Annotated in this window: 27 protein-coding genes; all 27 read left to right on the top strand. The window is 31.3% G+C overall.

What is annotated here, in order from left to right:
- The first annotated feature begins 13 nt into the window (after positions 1-13).
- The gene (locus HZR23_RS13670) at positions 14-1219 is read left to right on the top strand and encodes a type II secretion system F family protein (protein WP_132849045.1); all 1206 of its coding nucleotides are present in this window, start codon (positions 14-16) and stop codon (positions 1217-1219) included.
- A gap of 160 nt (positions 1220-1379) precedes the next feature.
- Positions 1380-1775, top strand: coding sequence for a type II secretion system protein (locus HZR23_RS17640; protein ID WP_279229898.1), 396 nt, complete (start codon positions 1380-1382; stop codon positions 1773-1775).
- Positions 1776-2183: 408 nt separating this feature from the next.
- Positions 2184-2585 (top strand): type IV pilus modification PilV family protein, encoded by a 402-nt coding sequence (locus HZR23_RS13660; RefSeq protein ID WP_132849046.1) that lies wholly within the window; start codon positions 2184-2186, stop codon positions 2583-2585.
- A 72-nt stretch (positions 2586-2657) separates the two neighbouring features.
- Positions 2658-3083 (top strand): prepilin-type N-terminal cleavage/methylation domain-containing protein, encoded by a 426-nt coding sequence (locus HZR23_RS13655; RefSeq protein ID WP_132849047.1) that lies wholly within the window; start codon positions 2658-2660, stop codon positions 3081-3083.
- 7 nt (positions 3084-3090) lie between these two features.
- Positions 3091-4767 (top strand): hypothetical protein, encoded by a 1677-nt coding sequence (locus HZR23_RS13650; protein WP_132849048.1) that lies wholly within the window; start codon positions 3091-3093, stop codon positions 4765-4767.
- A gap of 150 nt (positions 4768-4917) precedes the next feature.
- Positions 4918-5226: a DUF5658 family protein gene (locus HZR23_RS13645; protein ID WP_132849049.1), complete on the top strand. Its 309-nt coding sequence runs from the start codon at positions 4918-4920 to the stop codon at positions 5224-5226.
- Positions 5227-5501: 275 nt separating this feature from the next.
- On the top strand, positions 5502-6611 hold the full coding sequence (locus tag HZR23_RS17310) for an IS1634 family transposase (protein ID WP_249536693.1): 1110 nt from the start codon (positions 5502-5504) through the stop codon (positions 6609-6611).
- 83 nt (positions 6612-6694) lie between these two features.
- Positions 6695-6898, top strand: a complete 204-nt coding sequence (locus HZR23_RS17305) for a hypothetical protein (protein WP_249536692.1) — start codon at positions 6695-6697, stop codon at positions 6896-6898.
- Positions 6899-7557: 659 nt separating this feature from the next.
- A complete protein-coding gene (locus HZR23_RS13635; RefSeq protein ID WP_132848176.1) occupies positions 7558-7992 on the top strand; it encodes a type II secretion system protein in 435 nt (144 codons plus the stop codon).
- Positions 7993-8012: 20 nt separating this feature from the next.
- Positions 8013-8438 (top strand): type IV pilus modification PilV family protein, encoded by a 426-nt coding sequence (locus tag HZR23_RS13630; protein WP_132848177.1) that lies wholly within the window; start codon positions 8013-8015, stop codon positions 8436-8438.
- Between the two features lie 12 nt (positions 8439-8450).
- Positions 8451-8954: a PilW family protein gene (locus HZR23_RS13625; protein WP_165913663.1), complete on the top strand. Its 504-nt coding sequence runs from the start codon at positions 8451-8453 to the stop codon at positions 8952-8954.
- A gap of 5 nt (positions 8955-8959) precedes the next feature.
- On the top strand, positions 8960-9559 hold the full coding sequence (locus HZR23_RS13620; protein WP_132848179.1) for a hypothetical protein: 600 nt from the start codon (positions 8960-8962) through the stop codon (positions 9557-9559).
- Between the two features lie 21 nt (positions 9560-9580).
- Complete coding sequence (locus HZR23_RS13615) at positions 9581-9850, top strand: late competence development ComFB family protein (RefSeq protein WP_132848180.1); 270 nt, start codon at positions 9581-9583, stop codon at positions 9848-9850.
- 99 nt (positions 9851-9949) lie between these two features.
- A complete protein-coding gene (aroQ, locus tag HZR23_RS13610) occupies positions 9950-10393 on the top strand; it encodes a type II 3-dehydroquinate dehydratase (RefSeq protein WP_132848181.1) in 444 nt (147 codons plus the stop codon).
- Between the two features lie 14 nt (positions 10394-10407).
- The gene (locus HZR23_RS13605) at positions 10408-11469 is read left to right on the top strand and encodes a M24 family metallopeptidase (protein WP_132848248.1); all 1062 of its coding nucleotides are present in this window, start codon (positions 10408-10410) and stop codon (positions 11467-11469) included.
- A 32-nt stretch (positions 11470-11501) separates the two neighbouring features.
- Positions 11502-12059, top strand: a complete 558-nt coding sequence (efp, locus tag HZR23_RS13600; RefSeq protein WP_132848182.1) for an elongation factor P — start codon at positions 11502-11504, stop codon at positions 12057-12059.
- Positions 12060-12112: 53 nt separating this feature from the next.
- The gene (locus HZR23_RS13595; RefSeq protein ID WP_132848183.1) at positions 12113-12595 is read left to right on the top strand and encodes a CD1247 N-terminal domain-containing protein; all 483 of its coding nucleotides are present in this window, start codon (positions 12113-12115) and stop codon (positions 12593-12595) included.
- A gap of 119 nt (positions 12596-12714) precedes the next feature.
- Entirely contained in the window at positions 12715-13722 is a 1008-nt protein-coding gene (gene spoIIIAA, locus HZR23_RS13590; protein ID WP_132848184.1) for a stage III sporulation protein AA, read from the top strand.
- 6 nt (positions 13723-13728) lie between these two features.
- Positions 13729-14250 (top strand): stage III sporulation protein SpoIIIAB, encoded by a 522-nt coding sequence (gene spoIIIAB, locus HZR23_RS13585; protein ID WP_132848185.1) that lies wholly within the window; start codon positions 13729-13731, stop codon positions 14248-14250.
- A gap of 27 nt (positions 14251-14277) precedes the next feature.
- Positions 14278-14481 (top strand): stage III sporulation protein AC, encoded by a 204-nt coding sequence (gene spoIIIAC / locus HZR23_RS13580; RefSeq protein WP_330571408.1) that lies wholly within the window; start codon positions 14278-14280, stop codon positions 14479-14481.
- Positions 14482-14493: 12 nt separating this feature from the next.
- Positions 14494-14880: a stage III sporulation protein AD gene (gene spoIIIAD, locus HZR23_RS13575; RefSeq protein ID WP_132848186.1), complete on the top strand. Its 387-nt coding sequence runs from the start codon at positions 14494-14496 to the stop codon at positions 14878-14880.
- Between the two features lie 11 nt (positions 14881-14891).
- A complete protein-coding gene (spoIIIAE, locus tag HZR23_RS13570) occupies positions 14892-16070 on the top strand; it encodes a stage III sporulation protein AE (RefSeq protein ID WP_132848187.1) in 1179 nt (392 codons plus the stop codon).
- A 4-nt stretch (positions 16071-16074) separates the two neighbouring features.
- Positions 16075-16701, top strand: coding sequence for a stage III sporulation protein AF (spoIIIAF, locus tag HZR23_RS13565; RefSeq protein WP_132848188.1), 627 nt, complete (start codon positions 16075-16077; stop codon positions 16699-16701).
- 1 nt (position 16702) lies between these two features.
- The gene (spoIIIAG, locus tag HZR23_RS13560) at positions 16703-17293 is read left to right on the top strand and encodes a stage III sporulation protein AG (protein ID WP_132848189.1); all 591 of its coding nucleotides are present in this window, start codon (positions 16703-16705) and stop codon (positions 17291-17293) included.
- A 77-nt stretch (positions 17294-17370) separates the two neighbouring features.
- Entirely contained in the window at positions 17371-18069 is a 699-nt protein-coding gene (locus HZR23_RS13555) for a SpoIIIAH-like family protein (protein WP_243098198.1), read from the top strand.
- A 73-nt stretch (positions 18070-18142) separates the two neighbouring features.
- Positions 18143-18520: an Asp23/Gls24 family envelope stress response protein gene (locus tag HZR23_RS13550; protein ID WP_132848191.1), complete on the top strand. Its 378-nt coding sequence runs from the start codon at positions 18143-18145 to the stop codon at positions 18518-18520.
- A 108-nt stretch (positions 18521-18628) separates the two neighbouring features.
- The gene (gene nusB, locus HZR23_RS13545; RefSeq protein WP_243098199.1) at positions 18629-19033 is read left to right on the top strand and encodes a transcription antitermination factor NusB; all 405 of its coding nucleotides are present in this window, start codon (positions 18629-18631) and stop codon (positions 19031-19033) included.
- The last annotated feature ends 1 nt before the right edge of the window (position 19034 follow it).

Raw genomic sequence — 19034 nt, 5'->3', positions numbered from 1 at the left:
AGGAGGTGAAGATATGCCTGTATACCAATATAAAGCGGTTAGTGTAAGGGGAGAGAATATTGAAGGCACATATACTGCTAAATCAAAAAATGAAGTAGTTATGATGCTAAAGGAAAACCAAAACTATCCTGTGTCAATTCAGGAGTCTGTGTCGAAAGATATTAGAGATTTTCAACTGTTAAGTAAAGTTAAAACTAAAGATATAGCAGTGTTTTGTAGGCAGTTTTATACAATGCTAAATTCAGGTATTACAATAATACAATGTCTAGACATTCTTAGGCAGCAAGTAGAGAATAAGAAACTAAAAAAAGCAGTAGGTGAAGTTTACGAAGATGTTCAAAAAGGCCTTACTTTTTCTGAAGCTCTAAAGAAGCATCCAGTGGTTTTTCCTCAACTTATGACATATATGGTTGCAGCTGGGGAAGTGAGTGGAAGTTTAGATATTGTTATGGACAGATTATCTACTCATTATGAAAAGGAAAATAAAATTCAGAATAAAGTTAAAGGTGCAATGATATACCCAATTATTTTAAGTTTAGTTTCTGCTGTGACTGTGATTTTTCTATTAACCTTTGTTATGCCTACCTTTCTTAGTATGTTTCAAAGTAGTGGTGTAGCTTTACCTTTGCCGACTAGAATGCTTTTATCTTTTAGCGAAGCAATTAAGGCATATTGGTACGTATTTATTATAGTATCACTCGCATTATTCTATGGTGTGAAACGATTTGTAAATAGTGAAGAGGGACGATTAGAATTTGATAAATTTAAACTAAGCATTCCATTAATAAACAAGTTAAACCAGAAAATAATTTCTGCTAGATTTTCAAGAACTTTATCTACTCTACTTATAAGTGGTATTCCATTATTACAATCTTTAGAAAATGTAGCAAATTCAGTTGGTAATAGGTATGCAGCTGAAGGTATCATGAAAGCAATGGAAGATATTCAAAAGGGAGCAGATATAGCGACACCAATTAAGCAAACAGGTCTCTTCCCTCCAATGTTAGATAACATGATTCGTATAGGAGAGGAGTCCGGAACATTAGATGAAATTCTAGATAAAACAGCTAACTTTTATGATGAAGAAGTAGATTTTGCTATTAGTAAGATGACTACTATGCTAGAGCCAATTATGATAGTATTTATGGCAATTATAATTGGATTTATAGTTATAGCTATGGTATTACCAATGTTTGATATGATGCAAACAGTACAGTAACACCAAACATGATACTAACTCATATTCCCAAATCCTAAAGTTACTAAAATACTATATAGATAATATGGATAAGGAATGTGGTTTGTATATATAAAGAATAAAGAATAAAAAAGACAAAAAACAAAAAAAACAAAACAAAAAAACAAAGGAGGATTCAAAAATGATTCAATTTATTGGAAAGAAAATTAAAAACAAAAAAGGCTTCACTCTTATCGAACTTATCGTAGTTATTGCTATTTTAGGTATTTTGGCGGGAATTGCTGTTCCGAGATTTACAGGATTCAGACAGAAAGCCACTGATGGTGCAGACAGGCAATATGCTGCTCTAATCGGTAATGCGATTACTGTAGCTATGGCCGAAGGTAGTTTAATAGGACCAGTAGCGGTAGTTGTACAAACTAACGGAACTTATACTGTTACTACTGCAGGCACAGGAACGGCACTAACTGAGGCAGATTCAAGAATTACTAACTTAGTTGCAGTAAAACCTTTAGCTGGCACGAGTACACGTACAGTAAATGTTACTGCTGATGGAGTAATAACAGTAACACCATAGGGAGTTGGGTTCAAGTACACTTATAATAGATATCTACTTAAGTGCATAACACTGAAATAAACATGATTAGACATCTAAATATGTAGCAGTGCAAATTGAAATAATTTTTGTGAATTTATGTGGTGTTTTAGATTACACATAATTAAAAATATAATAATAGCGGCTTGGGACTTAAATTTATCTTAAGCCGTTTTATTATAACTTTGAGAGTAATTTACTTTAAAGAAATAGGTTTATAAGTTTTATAATTACAGTAAATATAGCTTAAGTTTTAGGTATATCAGCTTAATCTAAAGATATGTATGATAAATTCTGGAAATAATTGGTATAACAGACACTAAAGCATGAATTAAATTATATGAAGGATTTTTTTGGAATAAAGTAATAAGAAAAGAGGTATTCTGTTATATGAAACTAGTCAAATCAAAGGATTATATATCAAATCAAATAGGAATGACACTTGTCGAAATATTGGTTTCTTTCGCGATACTAAGTATTATTATAATACCTTTTTTTACAATACTAACTAAATCAGCTTTTGTTATTAATAAATCAGCTAATACTATTGATGCAACTTATGTTGCACAAAGGGTAATTGAAGAAATGTATAATCAGAGTAAAGATGTCACAGTTCCTGCCCCTGCAGATGGTGAAGAACGAGATTGGGACCTTTATAATGGAGACTACTGGATTTATAAAAAAATTAGTACTCAAACTAACCGAGTTAAAGTTCTAGTAAAGGTTTATTCAGATACTTCTGAGAGCAATTTAGAGGCTCAAATGGAAACACTTTTAATTTGGCATGATTAATACTAAAGTAATATTAACTTTAGGTTATAGTGGGCTTTGAAATAGAGGGTATTTATGAAGGTAGGGTGAAGAATGAGGTTGACAGTCAAAAACAATAAAGGATTAACTTTACTTGAAATGATGATTGTACTAGCACTACTAAGTATTATTATGATAGTTGGATACTCCATTTTTTCTTATAGTATAAAAGGCTATTATACACAAACATATAATGTAAATAATCAATCAAACGTACGAAGTGCTATAAGAGATATTACTCGAGAAATCCGAAGAGCAGATAATAGTAATATTAACGTATCCACTGGTAGTATAGATATTGATGGTATAGTATACAGTTTTAGTGGAGATTCATTATATAGAAACGGTAGTCAGGTTATTAAAGGTATTAAAGCTTTTAATCCTGAAAAGATAGGGAATAAAATAACTTTAGAAGTTATTAGTGAAACAAAAAACAATCGAGAATTTACTTTGACAACGGAAATATACCTAAGGGAGTAGATGATTTATGATAAAGAGATCTAGATTACAACAATTAAATAATAAACAGGGATCAGCTCTGATGATAGTTTTATTAGTTTTGGTGGTTGTATCTATATTTGGAATGTCTCTTTTGTCTGTATCCCTATCAAATTATAAATTAACATATATTGAAAGAGATTTTCAATCAGTGTATTATATAGCAGAAGCAGGAGTGAGAGAGGCAATACACGAAATAGAATCTAAAATACTAGCAATCTATAATTCATCTCAAGGTGACAATCCAGACTCTTTTTTCGCTGCAATAGTTAGCGAGTTAAATGGAAAATCTTATACCTACGAAGAATCCTTTGGACATATACCGGTGGCAACTATTTCTTTACAACAAAGTTCTGTTGTTGGAAATCAACGTACATACCTAATTAAATCAAAGGGTGATATTGGTGATAGAACAAGGACAGTATCATCAGAAATTAGAATAGAATGGGTACCCAAAAGCACTTCAACTCTTTTGCCTACTGTATTTACATTAGGCAATGGATTTACATTTACTGGGAACACTATTAATGGAGCTGGATCCTCAGCCATAGTAAATGGGAACTTAACGCCCGCAAATTTAAACGGTGGTTCTTTTAATGGGGTATCTAATGTTTATGTTTCCGGTTCTCTACACTTTGGAGGTAGTACTACTTTCGGTTCTCCTATTCAACCTGGAGTAATTGTTGTTCAAGAAAACTATAGGATGCAGAGTAACAGTACGGTTAATGGTGATGTTTATGTTGGAAAAAACTATACACATGACAATAATGCACGTTTTCGTGGTGAACTGCATATTAAAGAAAATGCTACTATAAATAATGTTGGGACATTCGATAAAAATATGTATGTAGGTCGAGATTACGAACTTAATAACACTCTGACTCATGATGGAAAACTCTATGTTCATGGCAATGGAAGAGTTACTAATCGCGGTACATTTAATGACGATATACATTTTGGCGGAAATTTTGAGAGTACTAACACTGCTACATATAGGGGTAATGTTTATGTGAATGGAAATGCTAACCTTCAAGAAGGAAATTTTTACAAAGATGTTTATGTAACTGGTAATGCAACCGTAAGTAGCAATGTGAAACTTTTTAGTGGAGCACAAGTTCGTCAAGCAAGCACACCAACTATTCCAGCAGTGACTACTATGACAATTCCACAATATGAATTAAAGCTAAGGACTGATGAAACCCATATTCAAAGTGGTAGACTGATGTATACATGGTATCAACAAAATGGTTATACACAATATGATAGTAATTTAACTCTTAACCAAATACCTAATAATTTCAAAGCAATCATTGAAGGATCATTTAGTTCTTCGCATCATACAAGTCCATCTGGCAATATAGTAATAATTAGCAAAGAAGGTAATATTAATATTGGAAATTGGAGACATATTTCGGGAGTTCTTATTGCTCCAAAGGGCAGCATAAATTTAAATGGTATAGCATCTTTCACTGGTGTTGCAATATCTAGAGATGGAGTATTTATGAACGCTGGTGGGAGTACTTTAACTTCTAGAGATTTGTCTTATTATTTTGATGAGACCACTGTGCCAATTATTATAAATGGTCTGGGCGGTTCAGTATCAAATGTCTCCTCACCTGATGAATTACTTATACAATACAACTATAATGCAATTAGGGAGGAGTAATTGGTAAAATTTATAGAATGTATTGTTTAGAAACTAAATAACTTATTGAATTTTCGGTAAACAGATTTACGTATTTTAAAAATTAGAATAGATTATTAAAACTGTTCATACAATATCATACAACTGACAAGTATTTTGGAGGTTGTATGAATGAAAAAAAGTCAATTAATCTATTTTACTATATTTTTATTAACTGTTTTAGATATATTATTTACTTGCATTGGATTAAAGCTAGATATTATTGAAGAAGCAAATCCATTGATGGATTACTTTTTAAATATATCTATGCATTTTACAGTTTTGTTTGTATTACTCTTTGTAGGCATATCATTAGTATTTATATACCGAGTTAAATCTCAAGTACCTTGGTTGCCTAAAGTGCTTGTAGCGTTAGCAGTAGTTAAGATTTGGGTGATTGTTTTACATATTAGATGGATAACTGTATATTTAGTATCTTAGGGCCAATAAAATAGGCTCTTTTTTATTGTTTATCCTATTATATTTTTCATGTACTAGCTTAATTTTTTTTAATATTTATTCCTGACTTTAGAAGATATCATGCCCATTAAATTTAATAGGAATCTCTGAGGATTGCTAATGAAGCGGTTTTCAGAGATCTTTTTATTTGTAAAATTTTTATATATTTTGTCCTGTTATTTCCTATTATTTTCTTTCCATTTATACTTAAAAATGGTATAATAGGAATATAAATAATTATTCAGGGGGAACAGGTTATGTACGTTGCAATAACAGGTTCAGGAAAGGCTCGTGTAATTCAATTTAGAGAAGATACTCGCATTCCGGGAACTAATCGCAAGAAAACTCATGTTGTAAAAACTATTGGCAACTATGAACGTATGCTTGCAGAAGATCCAGATATTATTGCAAAATTAAAAGCCGAAGCAGCTGAAATTACTAAGGCAAAGAAAACTTCTACTGCACCTTTAGCTCTTGAAGTACCCGTTATGGATATTTTGTCTCCTACTGATGTTGTTCCTTCCTATAACTTCGGTCATGCACTAATCAACCAACTATGGAGTAATATGGCCCTTGATAACTTCTTTGAAGTTAGTTCTGGAAAGCGCAATGCAAAGACTGTGGCCCAAGCACTTTATTATTTAATTGCTCATCGCTGCGCACACCCATCAAGCATTAATCTAGCGGCTTCAGAGCAAAAACGTTATGCTGGAGTACCAATTCTGGGAAACGATATATTTTATGATGTTTTAGACGTTCTTGCTGACCAAAAAGAAGCTGTGGTAGCCCATTTAGCAGACTTTTTTCAAAAGAAAACGAACCGAAAAGAGTCTGAAGCTTACTATGATGTAACGACATATTCCTTCGAAAGTACCAAATGGGGCGAACTTAGAATGTTTGGATTTTCAAAAGATCATAAAAATAATGAAGTTCAAGTAGTAATGGGGCTTTTGATGGATAATAACGGCATTCCAATAACATTTGAGCTTTTTCCAGGGAACACAATGGACCAAAATACTTTAGTACAATCTGTTGAAAAACTAAAAAAGTTATATGGGTTAGAGAAGATTACCGTGGTAGCAGATAGAGGACTTAATAGTGGAAGTAACTTAGAATACCTTATCAAAGGTGGACAAGACTTTGTAATTAGTTATACTTTGAAACGTTCTAAAGAACGATTCAAAGAAATGGTTTGGGATGAAAGTAACTGGAATAACACTACAGATCCAATGAGTGGTGAAATCATATATCGCAGTAAGGTTGTTAATCAAAATATAGAAGTTAAAGTTCCTCTAAAAGAAGATGAAATTTCAGAAATTGGCAAACGGGGTAGGCCTAAAAATATAGAATTGAAGAAATACCAGTAAAGATTCATCTGACATGGTCGTCTAAACGCGCTAAAAAAGATAACCAAGATAGAGAAAGAATGCTTGAAAAATTAAAAAAGAAATTGGATAAGCCATACCAATTAAAAGCTCTAAGAAGAGGATGTAATCAATATCTTGAAATGGAATTAGATACAGAGGGTCGGAAATTAGATGAAAATAAAATAAATGAAGCATCACGCTATGATGGTTATTATGCAATAATAACAAACAACCTAGAGTTAAGTACAGAAGAAGTAATGAAAATATACGGGGACTTTGGAAAATAGAAGAAAGCTTTCGTATATTAAAGACAGACCTAAGAGCTCGTCCAGTATTCGTGTGGAGTGATAATCATATTAAAGGGCATTTTACAATGTGCTTTCTATGTTTATGTATTTTACGATATATGCAATACCTTTTATCAAGTGAACAAGGTAGGCAGGTGTCAGTGGCTGAAATTATGGAAGCGATAAGAGAACCACTAGTCTTGGTTCAAGGCAAGTTTCCAAAAGTTGTTGTCACACCTACACGAATTTCTCAATCTTATCTTGTCTTAGCTGAGATACTAAAATTATCTACACTAAAAAGTAATATGACATTAACGAAGTTCAGAGCTTGCACAAAACTTGATTTATCAGTAAATCTTAAATAATAGGACAAGTATAAAGCGGTATAAATGTTTATATATTAACGTTTATACCGTTTTATTCGCCTCTAAGTTCTAAACTCAGGATTTGGGTGATTGTTTTACATATTAGATGGATAACTGTATATTTAGTATCTTAGGGCCAATAAAATAGGCTCTTTTTTATTGTTTATCCTATTATATTTTTCATGTACTAGCTTAATTTTTTTTAACATTTATTTTTTATTTATACAGGATATTGTAAAATTATGGAGAATATTACAAAGTAAAAGGAAGTTTTGTAGGAATTTTGGAGGAATTATGTTTAATAATAGTAGAGGATTTACAATAATTGAATTAATATGTGTTATATGTATTCTTGGAATAGTGACGACTCTATTTGTTTCTATAAATATTAAAGCCAGAGATAGCTTTGCTCTTAAAAATACTTCTTATGAGATTCGGAATGCATTGCAGCTTGCACAACAACTAAGTATAGATGAGTGTCAGGCATATAGGTTTGAGATAATTGGTAGAGATTATATTGTTAAACAGGATTTTTTGACAGGACGGGTAGTTTTAAGGAAGAACTTATTAGATGGAATTAATATATGTCCTACCTCTAATCAATATGTGACCTTTAATCGTAATGGAGTAACTACATACAGTAGTTTTACATTTAAAAATAAGTTGGGTAAGGGAGTTAGAATAGAGACTTTAATTGGGACCGGAAGGGTACAAATTATTAATATATAGCTTAATAGAGGGGAGTTTAAATGGATAGTAAAGGGTTTACACTAATTAGTGTAATTATTTCTCTTGTAATCGTAAGTATGTTGTTTACAGGCTCATTTCAGATTTTTGATGCATCTTTAAAAATTATGAAGAACAACAATATACAATATGAAGTAGCAAGAGCTAATCAGAGCGTCTTAGAAGAGTTTAAAGCCTATGTTGTTGCAGAAATAAACTTTGAGGATTTTAGTTTAAATCCATATAGTGTAGATTATATTAGTGAAATTATTATTGAGCCTATAGAAGATGAGAGTAGCTTATATATGGGTTTATCCAGTGTACGTGGTTTTGTTGGGAGTATGTATATGTATAGAATATTTTTTATTAATCAAATTTTAGATAATAGTTTTTATTATGAGGAATTGCCAATTACAGCTGAGGACTTGCTTATAAATACTAATTTATAAGAGGTGTTTTTAGTGAAGTGGATTATTAATAGAAAAGGGTTTACCCTAATTGAACTTATTGTTTCATTAACTCTGGGTATAGTTATTTTAACTATTGTTCTAAATCATTTTTCCTTTGTTTACAAAAATATCTATAATAAATATGATTATATCGTTCATATGCGAAACACTAGATTTGCCTTAAATTATATTGAAAAAAGACTTAGAGATGTGGATCAATCAACAATAGTTTATCATAGTAATTTAAAAGCCTTTGAAGGCTATACTAGTTCTGGTGTAAGTAGGTGGATAGACCTTAGTGGATATATGAGAAATAGTGCATTCATTTACTTTAATAGGCCTACTAGACAACTAAGGGTAAATATGAACAGTGAAAATAATGTTTTAGTGCCTTTTGTTTATGATGTAGCAGTAAGAGAGATTGGTAATAATAATGTTGTAGAAATTGAAGTCTATGCCAGTGAAATAGATTACTCTGTTAAGAGTAGATTTCATATAGGCACTATAAATAGGTAAGTGCTATGAGAAGAGAAAAGAGAAAGATAACCGGATCCATAGTATTAACTACAATTATAATTTGCTTATTAGTCACCATTATTGTTGTCACCTTTTATAATTTAGTATATGAAAACCATATATCTGTACAATCAAATGTTAATGGTATTAGAGCCTATTATATTTCTGAATCTGCAATTGATGTTTTATATAATGATATAAATAAAGTATGTGAAAAGGCAATTGAGAAGTATTTTGAGGAATTGTTTAACTACAAAATATACTATATAAATCTAGAAGGTGGAGTTGACTACTGTCCCCCTGATTTTCAAAATATTTTAAAGACTAATATATTGTTAAATATATCCTCATTTAATAGGACTGTAAATAACCCCTTTAGTTCATATGTTCACGACCATTCTTACAAAATAACTGTTGATTATGTCGTAAGTTATAATATAATTAAAGCAGACATAATAGGTAGGTATTTACACGCTAGAAAGCCTATTACTGTGGAGTTTGACCTACCAACAGAAATATTTGATGGTGTTGATGAATTTGGTCTTCCAAAGTTAAAAATTAAGCCTTTGAAGTTAATCAAAATATATCAAAACTTAACTATTTAAATTTATATAAGGGGAGATAATATGCCAGTTAAAAATCATATGGAAGATGTAGTGAACTTTTTGATGCCAAATATTATGAAAAATTTTGAAGGACAGCTTTGTCAATGTGAAAGGTGCATTGCAGATATTAAGGCCTTAGCACTAAATGAACTTGAACCTAGATATTTTACTTCTGACACAGGACAGGTGTTTTTTAAAGTTAAAGAAATGTCTATTCAGTTTGAAACAGACGTAACTAGAGCAGTTTTGTTAGCAATAGATAAAGTTAAAAATTATCCAAAACATAATTAATATTGTTTCTGCGCATATTAATATGAAAAAAACTATTCAACGTTGGTAAAATATGATATCATATTAGTTGATTTTACGTCAAAGGAAGTGTTTATGCCTATGGAAAAGTATATTGTTATTCATGGTCCTAATTTAAATTTATTAGGTACTAGAGAACCTGAAATATATGGCAATGTAACGTTAGATCAAATTAATAAAATGCTTTATCAGGAAGCTAAAAAATTTGATATAGAATTAGAGATATATCAATCAAATTTTGAGGGTGAAATAATTGATACTATTCACAAAAACAGGGAGTGTGCAGGTATTGTTATAAATCCTGCGGCCTATACTCATTATAGTATAGCTATTTTAGATGCGATAAAGGGAGTAACTGCACCGGTTGTTGAAGTGCATTTAAGTAATATACATCAAAGAGAAGAATTTAGAGAAAAAAGTGTTACCGCCAAGGGGTGTATCGGACAAATATCTGGTTTTGGTGCATTTAGTTATATATTGGGATTAAAGGCTATTATGAACCATACTAGAAATATTCAATATTAGGGGCGAATAATGTGATGGGATTAAGTAGAGCTAAAGAAGTATTAGTGGAAATGGATTTAGATGCTATTCTAATTTCTAAACCTGAAAATAGATTATATGTATCTAATTTTACTGGATCCACAGGGAATGTTTTAATACTGAAAGATAAAACATATTTTTTAACTGATTTTAGATACATAGAACAGGCTCAAAAACAGTGCATAGGCATTGAAATTGTTGAAGTAACAAAGGATAAAACTCTAGAAGATTTTATTTTAAGTAAAAAAATTACCAAATTAGGTATTGAAGATATGTTTGTGACCTATCAGCAATTTACTGATTTAAGCTCTAAATTAGAGGGTATACAGTTAATTGAGTTGGGACAAGCAATTAATAAATTAAGAATGATTAAGACAGAAGAAGAAATAGATAGTATTAGAACTGCTGCTGCTATTGCGGATAAAGGCTTTGAATTTATTTTACCATTAATTAAACCTGGCAAAACAGAATTAGAGTTAGCTCTAGAGCTGGAGTTTTTTATGAGAAAGAATGGTGCAGCTAAAAATAGCTTTGACTTTATAGTCGCTTCCGGTGTAAGATCATCTCTTCCCCATGGAAAGGCATCTAATAAAGTTATTGAAGAAGGTGACTTTATTACCTTTGATTTTGGATGTATTTATAATAGCTATTGTTCTGATATGACTAGAACAGTAGTAATTGGAAAAGCTAATGATAAGCAAAAAGAAATATATAATATTGTTTTAGAGTCACAACAAACTTCTCTTCAGAGTGTAAAACCTGGCTTAATGGGTAAAGAAGTAGATAAGATAGCAAGGGATATTATAACTAACAAAGGTTATGGAGAATATTTCGGTCATAATCTTGGACATGGTCTTGGATTAGAGGTTCATGAAATGCCGACCTTAGGCCCTCTAGGGGATATTGTGTTAGAGCCAGGAATGATAGTAACAGTTGAACCTGGTATATATTTACCGAACTTCGGTGGAGTAAGAATTGAGGACTTAGTTGTAGTAACTGAAAATGGTTATGAAGTTCTATCTAAATCAACAAAGGAATTAATAGAACTAAATATATAAAAATATAAACAACAATATATGGAGGGATACATATGATATCAGCTGGTGATTTTAGAAAGGGTATGACTTTTGTATTAAACAATGAACCTTATGTAGTAATTGATTTCCAACACGTTAAACCTGGTAAAGGTGCAGCGTTTGTTAGAACTAAATACAAAAATCTTAAAACAGGATCTACAAGAGAAGAAGCTTTCAACCCTAATGATAAATTTCCTAGGGCTCATATTGAAACTAAGGAAATGCAATATCTATACAATGATGGAGATCTTTACTACTTCATGGATAATGAAACATTTGAGCAATTTCCATTAACATTCGAGGAAGTTGAAGGGGCAATTAAGTTCTTAAAAGAGAATGATAGCGCAGTAATCAAATTCTATCAAGGAAAAGCATTCCAAGTTGATCCTCCAACCTTTGTTGAGTTAAAAATTATTGAGACAGAGCCTGGAATTAAAGGTGACACTGCTTCTAACGTTACTAAATCTGCTAAAGTTGAAACTGGTGCAGTAGTACACGTACCTCTTTTCGTAAATGAAGGGGATGTAATCCGTATAGATACAAGAACAGAAGAGTACATGTCAAGAGTATAAAAAGTTTTTTTAATGCAATAATATAAAAAGAGTTTAAAAAAGGAGGTTGTACAATGTCACATTTACATGAAAACGTAGCATACTTAAGAGGCTTAGCAGAGGGGTTAAAACTAAACGAGAACTCTAAAAATGCAAAACTAATCCTTAACATTATCGACACTTTAGAAGATTTCGCTGAAGTTATTGATGAGGTATTAGAGGAGCAAAGAAATTTATCTGAGTATATTGAAACTATCGATGAGGATTTAGCTGAAGTAGAAGAAGATATTTATGAAGATGAAGATTTCGAAGATGATGAAGATGAAGAAATTGACTACTTAGAAATAGAATGTCCAACATGCGAAAGAACATTTTATGTTGATGAAGACATTTTATATGATGACGAAGATGCAGATAAGGTAATTTGCCCTAACTGCGAAGAAGTTGTTGACATAGACGACCTAGAAATAGAATACCATGAGCATGAAGGATGCTGCTGTTCACATCACTTTGATGATGAAGACACATGTACAGTAATCGAAGAAGACGAAGAATAAAAATAATTTAAAAATGTGAGAAAACCAACGTTTTATATGTTGGTTTTCTTTTTTTTATCATTTTAAGAATATTTGAGCTTGTATATAAATATAGATTATATATAAAGGAGGGACATGTTATGTTTGTGGAGAGAATATCACCTCTTAATGTAAATTATAAAATTGAGATGCTATTATGCCCCGAGGTTAGGGGAGTTATTAATAAATTACCATTAAAAATCAAAAATGAGCTTGAAGAAATAAGACTTAGAGTCAATAAACCCCTAATGATAAATTTAAACAACGAGGACTTCTTTATAACCTATGAAGGCATTGTTTCGGATAGTCCAATTAATAGCTTTATAGTTTCTAAAAAGAATATTGAAAATACACTACAGTTCGTTACGAATTATTCAATATACTCCGTAGAAGAGGAGCTTAGAAACGGATATATAACCGTTGAGGGTGGACATAGGGTAGGTATAGTAGGAAAAGTGTTAGGTTCAAGGAATGATATAAGATCGATTAAAGATTTTTCTGGTTTAAATATACGTATTTCGAGGGAGAAAAAAGGAGTATCTACTCCTGTTTTAAATTATTTGATTAGTAATGGTGAATTTTTAAACACCTTAATTATTTCTCCTCCTCAGTGTGGGAAAACCACATTACTTAGAGATATAATAAGGAACTTAAGTATAGGAGTACCTTCATTAAGTTTTAAAGGTAAGAAGATAGGTGTTGTAGATGAAAGATCTGAGATTGGGGCTTGCTTCCAGGGAGTACCACAAAATGATCTAGGACCAAGAACAGATATACTAGATTCTTGTCCTAAAGCAGTTGGTATGATGATTTTAATAAGGGCTATGTCCCCACATATTATTGCGACAGATGAAATTGGAAGGAGGGAGGATAGTGATGCCATAGAGGAGGCCCTATTAGCCGGTATCAGTTTAATAACAACTGTACATGGTAAATCCATTGAAGATATCGTACAAAGGAAGGTCATAGGCTCATTAATTGAGAGGAAAGTATTTAAGAGAATAATAGTACTTTCTAATTCAAAGGGTATCGGAACAATAGAAAAGATAATTGATGGAAATACATTGAATGAAATTGTGAATGTTGCAATTAAAAACAAAGTCGGGTGAGAAAAAATGATAGTAAAGTTAATTATTTCAACACTAATTGTAGGTTGTAGTACTCTTATTGGAGTAATATATGCCAAATCCTATACTGAGCGAACAAAGCTATTAAATAACATAATAGGAACACTTCAAATGCTTGAATCAGAAATTGTTTACTCTGCAACTCCACTACCCTTGTTACTAAAAAAAATCTCTAAAAGAAGTAAAAGCGAGATTGCTAAAATTTTTAGTAAAACAGTAGAAATCCTAGAAAAAAAAGATGGACAAACATTTTCTGATGCCTGGCAGCTAGCTATAAAAGAAGAAACAAAACATAGTGTACTAAAAAAAGAAGATATAGAGCTACTAATTCAGCTAGGTAATAGTCTAGGTATATCTGACATCGATGATCAGGTAAAACATATTCGTTTAGCAATGGAAGAAATAAAGCGTAGCTACGAGCAATCGATAGTAGAGCAAAATAAAAATGTACAGTTATATAAAAATCTAGGCTTCTTATTTGGTATATCCGTAGTGATTATTTTGTTTTAATATACTTTTCAATTAGGGGGAAACAGAATGATTATAAATGTTGATTTGATTTTTAAAATTGCTGCAATAGGTATATTGGTTTCAGTATTAAATCAGGTGTTAAAGCATGCTGGAAGAGATGAACAAGCAATGATGACAACTTTAGTTGGGGTTGTAGTAGTTTTAATGATAGTAATAAATTTAATAAGTAACTTATTTGATACTGTAAAAACCATGTTTCAGCTATATTAAGGGTGTGATTATATGGAGATATTTCAAATTGTTGCTATAGGCCTAGTTGCCACAATACTTTCTGTAATAGTTAAAAAGCAAAATCCAGAAATAGGTATATATATAAGTATAGTTACAGGTATTTTGATATTTCTATTTGTAATTTCTAGATTACAGGCTGTGCTAGTTATTCTTAACCAATTATCTTCACAAATCCAAATTGATGATATTTATCTAACAACAATTTTAAAAATTGTTGGTATAGCATATGTTGCTGAATTTGGTTCCCAAATATGTAAAGATGCGGGGGAAGGGGTTATAGCTTCGAAAATTGAATTTGCCGGAAAGATCCTGATAATGTTTTTAGCAGTACCTATTTTAGTATCTTTGATGGATCTAATTATAAATATCGTACCTTAGGATGTGAGTATATGAAAAAAGTACTAATGCTGATTTTTGTGATATACCTATTTAATGTATGTTTCGCTTACGCTAATGAGGATAAGGGGTCATTAAGTCCTGAGAATATAGTAATTAATCAAATTGATAATGTAGACACACAGGAACTGCAAGATATATTAAATACAATTAATAGAGATTTTGATGAGTTTTTTCCCAAAATTGAAATAAAGAGCTTTTTACAAAAGCTCATTAGGGGAGAGGAAACTTTATCTTTTAAACAAATTTTATTAGGCAGTCTAAACTATTTGTTTAGAGAGATTGTAGCTAATTGGAAGCTTCTGGGCCAGATAATAATATTATCTGCCATATGCAGTATATTATCGAACCTACAAAGTGCCTTTGAAAATGATGTAGTAGCAAAGCTTGCATATAACGCTTGTTATTTAGTAATAGCTTCAATAACAATCCGTAGCTTCATAATTGCTATTAATTTAGGTAAAGAAACTATAGATATGATGGTTACATTTATGCAAACACTAATGCCTATTCTTCTGGCAATGATAATTGCTATGGGGGGTATAACCACATCAGCTTTCTTTCAAGCATTTTTAATCGGTGCAATAGGTATAATTGGTACAGTTATAAAAACTGTAGTATTGCCATTAGTTCTATTCTCTGCTGTTTTATCTATAGTAAATAATTTTTCAACAAAAATACAGGTAACAAAGCTAGCAACCTTAATTAAGCAGGCAGCGGCCTTAGTTTTAGGCTTTATGTTTACAGCCTTTGTAGGAGTAATAACAGTACAAGGCTTAACATCCTCAACGGTAGATGGCATTACTATTAGAACAGCTAAGTTCGCAGTTGATAAATTTGTACCAATAGTAGGTGGATTTTTATCAGATGCAATGGATACTGTTATAGGTGCTTCGTTAATTTTAAAAAATGGAATTGGCGCTATTGGGTTTATAACTATATTTTTAATCTGTCTTATGCCAGTAATTAAAATATTAGCCCTAATAGCTATATATAAATTATGTGCAGCCGTAGTTGAACCTCTATCACAAAGTAATTTAGTTAAGTGTTTAAATGAAATGAGTGGTGCTTTAGTACTTTTATTTGCAACAATATCATCCGTAGCTATTATGTTTTTTATAACAATTGCAATTATAGTCGGGACTGGAAATATTACTGTAATGATGAGGTGAGTGTATGGAGGTAATAAAAAATTGGGTTGTAACTATAATGTCCGTAATAATCTTTATAACCTTTGTAGAAATTATAATACCAAGTGGCAAGAGTAAAAAATATATAAATGTTGTAGTGGGATTATTAATAATTGTAGTTATTTTAAATCCCCTCCTGCATATATTTAGAGAAGGAGTAAATTTTAGTGATACGGTTGTCCAAGCTTCGAACCAGATCGAATATGTGACTACCGTAAATAGAGTAGAAAATATGCAATATCATCAAGAGGCATTAGTTCTAGAAATATATAAGAACAATTTAGCTAGTCAAATGAAAAACAGAATAGAGAAAACAACACAATACATAGTAAAAAATATTGAGCTAGACATAGAAAAGGAATCAAAGGACTTCGGATTAATTAAAGGCGTAGAATTATATTTAGAGCACCAGGGTACATCAGCAAAGAGTTCAAAGGGGATAGAGCCTGTAAGAGTTGACGTTAGTCTAAATAAAAACAGTTCTGTACAAACTCTTAGTCAAGCTAGTAACGAAGGTAGAGCAATAAAAAATGATTTTAGCAGCTTCTATAATTTATCAGAAGAAAATATAAATATATATATTTATAATAAAAAAACAAGTGAGGAGGATTAAGATGGACTTTAGTAAAATTGGAGAGAAATTAAAGGATTTTGTATCTAAGAAACATGTAGCAAATATAATTGTTGTGATGGCGGTACTAGTTATTGCATTAATAGCCTATAGTGATTTCTTTGTTAAGAGCTCTAATACTAAAAGTAGCCCGGGAAAGCTTCAGGATGATGTACTGGTCCAAACAGCTAATCGAGAATTGACAGAGGAGGAGGCTTTAGAGAAAAAACTGAAAACTATCCTTGAGACAATGAGAGGTGTAGGTAGGGTAGAGGTAATGATTACACTGGAAATGGGAAGTGAAATAATTCCAGCTTCAAATACAGTTAACTCAATCGATACAACTGAAGAGAAAGATTCAAGTGGTGGAGTTCGTTTAATGACGTCCCAAAGCTCAACTCAAAATATAGTTACATCAAATAATGGTAGCCAGCAAAAACCTTTAGTACTTAAAGAGATTAAACCACAAATTAATGGTGTAATTGTAGTAGCAGAGGGGGCAGAAAATATAGAAGTAAAGGCTGAATTGTATGATGCTGTAAAAACAGTATTACAAGTACCTGGACATAAAGTACAAATATATCCTAAAAACTAAATTGAATGAAGAATAAAAGGTAGATAATATTAGAATTATTTGTTTATATAACCTAAAGTTGTAAGGAGGAGTTATTGATGAGTTCAGTTAGAAGAAGAAAAAACTTCGTAATTTTTTCCCTAGTAATAATGTTGTGTTTAATAGGGTACATTAATTTTAGTTTGAATAGACAATCACTTCTACAAACATCTAGTGAATATGAAAAGTATCAGATGACTATGATGAAAGAAAGTGGAATGATGACAGAGATTCTAGATGAGGGTGAAGTAGTTTTTATAGAAGATGAAGAGCTTTTAAAAGAAGAGGATGGTTTAGAAGAAGTATCTATAGTTGATAGTATGGATCCTAGCCGTATTCAAGATGTAGCATTGGAAACTTCTGCTACTATTACGGAAACTTTGACAAATAAAAAGGCTTTATCTAGCAATGCATATTTTATAGAGGGTCGTATTGAAAGAGATAAAAAACGCAGTGAAATGATTGGTTATTTAGATAATATAGTTAAAAGTGAGCTTACTAGTTCTGAAATGAGAAATGAAGCTCAAACAATTAAACTTCAAGTTATCGCTAATGTTGATAGAGAAGTTAAAATTGAAAATATGATTAAGGCTAAAGGATTTAATGATGCTCTAGTATACATAACAGATAATTCATTAAGCACAGTTATTCATACGGATGATTTAACTCAGCAGGATGTAGCCCAAATAGTTGATATTATTAAACGAGAAGCCAGCTTCATACCTTTAGATAATGTAGTAATTATGAATAAAAAATAGAATTGTTTGTCATAGTTGATTTATTTTGGTATAATTACCTTATAGTTTGGATTTCGAAATTGGAGGGAGCAAATTGGAAGCTATTAACACATTAGAATACGGAGAAGTTAAAATAGCTAGTGAGGTAGTTGCTACTATCGTTGGTTTAGCAGCCCTAGAGGTTAAAGGTGTAGCTGGAATGAGTGGTGGTCTAGCCAATGGCATTGCAGAAAAGCTCGGGAAAAAGAGCCTTTCAAAGGGAGTTAAGCTAGAAATTAAAGAAAAAGAAGTAATTATAGATTTATATATAATAGTTGACTATGGAACCAAAATTCCAGATATATCTTGGGAAATCCAAAATAATGTTATAAAAGTAGTAGAAACTATGATTGGTCTTAAAGCAATGAATGTTAATATTCATGTTCAGGGTGTTCACTTCCCTCAGGAACCAGCAAAGCAAGAGAACCAATAATATAATAAATTACTAACATTAACCCTCTTTTATAGAGGGTTAAATATTTATATTAAATAGTTTTTTGGGTAAAATTCAAGTATAGGTAATATATTAGGAGGGTAACAAATGAAAAGAGCAATGGCTAGAGAATTATGTATGAAGATTCTATATGAAATGAGTATGCAAAAAAAATATGACAGGGACATATTAAACTACTATTTAGAGAGTGAAAGTGAACAACTTGATGAGCAAAGGGAGTATGTCACTACTGCGGTTACATCATTTTTAGAAAAAATTGAAGAAGTTGATGCATTGATCGAGCAGTATGCAATTGGTTGGCACGTTGATAGGTTGGCTAAGGTTGATTTAGCAATTTTAAGATTAGCTATCACTGAAATGCAATATATTGATGACATTCCAAAGAATGTATCTATAAATGAAGCTTTGGAATTAGCAAAAAAATATAGTACAGAAGAATCTAGTCCATTTATTAATGGGATATTAGATAAGCTAATTAAAAAGGAGGTGTAAT

Origin of the sequence: Serpentinicella alkaliphila (genome assembly GCF_018141405.1) — a bacterium.
GTDB lineage: Bacteria > Bacillota > Clostridia > Peptostreptococcales > Natronincolaceae > Serpentinicella > Serpentinicella alkaliphila.
This window is presented reverse-complemented; position numbering and strand designations above follow the sequence as displayed.

Bases quoted from the DNA above. Each gene is read 5' to 3' on its own strand.
- HZR23_RS13670 (WP_132849045.1), top strand. From the start codon at position 14: ATGCCTGTATACCAATATAAAGCGGTTAGTGTAAGGGGAGAGAATATT.
- HZR23_RS17640 (WP_279229898.1), top strand. From the start codon at position 1,380: ATGATTCAATTTATTGGAAAGAAAATTAAAAACAAAAAAGGCTTCACT.
- HZR23_RS13660 (WP_132849046.1), top strand. From the start codon at position 2,184: ATGAAACTAGTCAAATCAAAGGATTATATATCAAATCAAATAGGAATG.
- HZR23_RS13655 (WP_132849047.1), top strand. From the start codon at position 2,658: ATGAGGTTGACAGTCAAAAACAATAAAGGATTAACTTTACTTGAAATG.
- HZR23_RS13650 (WP_132849048.1), top strand. From the start codon at position 3,091: ATGATAAAGAGATCTAGATTACAACAATTAAATAATAAACAGGGATCA.
- HZR23_RS13645 (WP_132849049.1), top strand. From the start codon at position 4,918: ATGAAAAAAAGTCAATTAATCTATTTTACTATATTTTTATTAACTGTT.
- HZR23_RS17310 (WP_249536693.1), top strand. From the start codon at position 5,502: ATGTACGTTGCAATAACAGGTTCAGGAAAGGCTCGTGTAATTCAATTT.
- HZR23_RS13635 (WP_132848176.1), top strand. From the start codon at position 7,558: ATGTTTAATAATAGTAGAGGATTTACAATAATTGAATTAATATGTGTT.
- HZR23_RS13630 (WP_132848177.1), top strand. From the start codon at position 8,013: ATGGATAGTAAAGGGTTTACACTAATTAGTGTAATTATTTCTCTTGTA.
- HZR23_RS13620 (WP_132848179.1), top strand. From the start codon at position 8,960: ATGAGAAGAGAAAAGAGAAAGATAACCGGATCCATAGTATTAACTACA.
- HZR23_RS13615 (WP_132848180.1), top strand. From the start codon at position 9,581: ATGCCAGTTAAAAATCATATGGAAGATGTAGTGAACTTTTTGATGCCA.
- aroQ (WP_132848181.1), top strand. From the start codon at position 9,950: ATGGAAAAGTATATTGTTATTCATGGTCCTAATTTAAATTTATTAGGT.
- HZR23_RS13605 (WP_132848248.1), top strand. From the start codon at position 10,408: ATGGGATTAAGTAGAGCTAAAGAAGTATTAGTGGAAATGGATTTAGAT.
- efp (WP_132848182.1), top strand. From the start codon at position 11,502: ATGATATCAGCTGGTGATTTTAGAAAGGGTATGACTTTTGTATTAAAC.
- HZR23_RS13595 (WP_132848183.1), top strand. From the start codon at position 12,113: ATGTCACATTTACATGAAAACGTAGCATACTTAAGAGGCTTAGCAGAG.
- spoIIIAA (WP_132848184.1), top strand. From the start codon at position 12,715: ATGTTTGTGGAGAGAATATCACCTCTTAATGTAAATTATAAAATTGAG.
- spoIIIAB (WP_132848185.1), top strand. From the start codon at position 13,729: ATGATAGTAAAGTTAATTATTTCAACACTAATTGTAGGTTGTAGTACT.
- spoIIIAC (WP_330571408.1), top strand. From the start codon at position 14,278: ATGATTATAAATGTTGATTTGATTTTTAAAATTGCTGCAATAGGTATA.
- spoIIIAD (WP_132848186.1), top strand. From the start codon at position 14,494: ATGGAGATATTTCAAATTGTTGCTATAGGCCTAGTTGCCACAATACTT.
- spoIIIAE (WP_132848187.1), top strand. From the start codon at position 14,892: ATGAAAAAAGTACTAATGCTGATTTTTGTGATATACCTATTTAATGTA.
- spoIIIAF (WP_132848188.1), top strand. From the start codon at position 16,075: ATGGAGGTAATAAAAAATTGGGTTGTAACTATAATGTCCGTAATAATC.
- spoIIIAG (WP_132848189.1), top strand. From the start codon at position 16,703: ATGGACTTTAGTAAAATTGGAGAGAAATTAAAGGATTTTGTATCTAAG.
- HZR23_RS13555 (WP_243098198.1), top strand. From the start codon at position 17,371: ATGAGTTCAGTTAGAAGAAGAAAAAACTTCGTAATTTTTTCCCTAGTA.
- nusB (WP_243098199.1), top strand. From the start codon at position 18,629: ATGAAAAGAGCAATGGCTAGAGAATTATGTATGAAGATTCTATATGAA.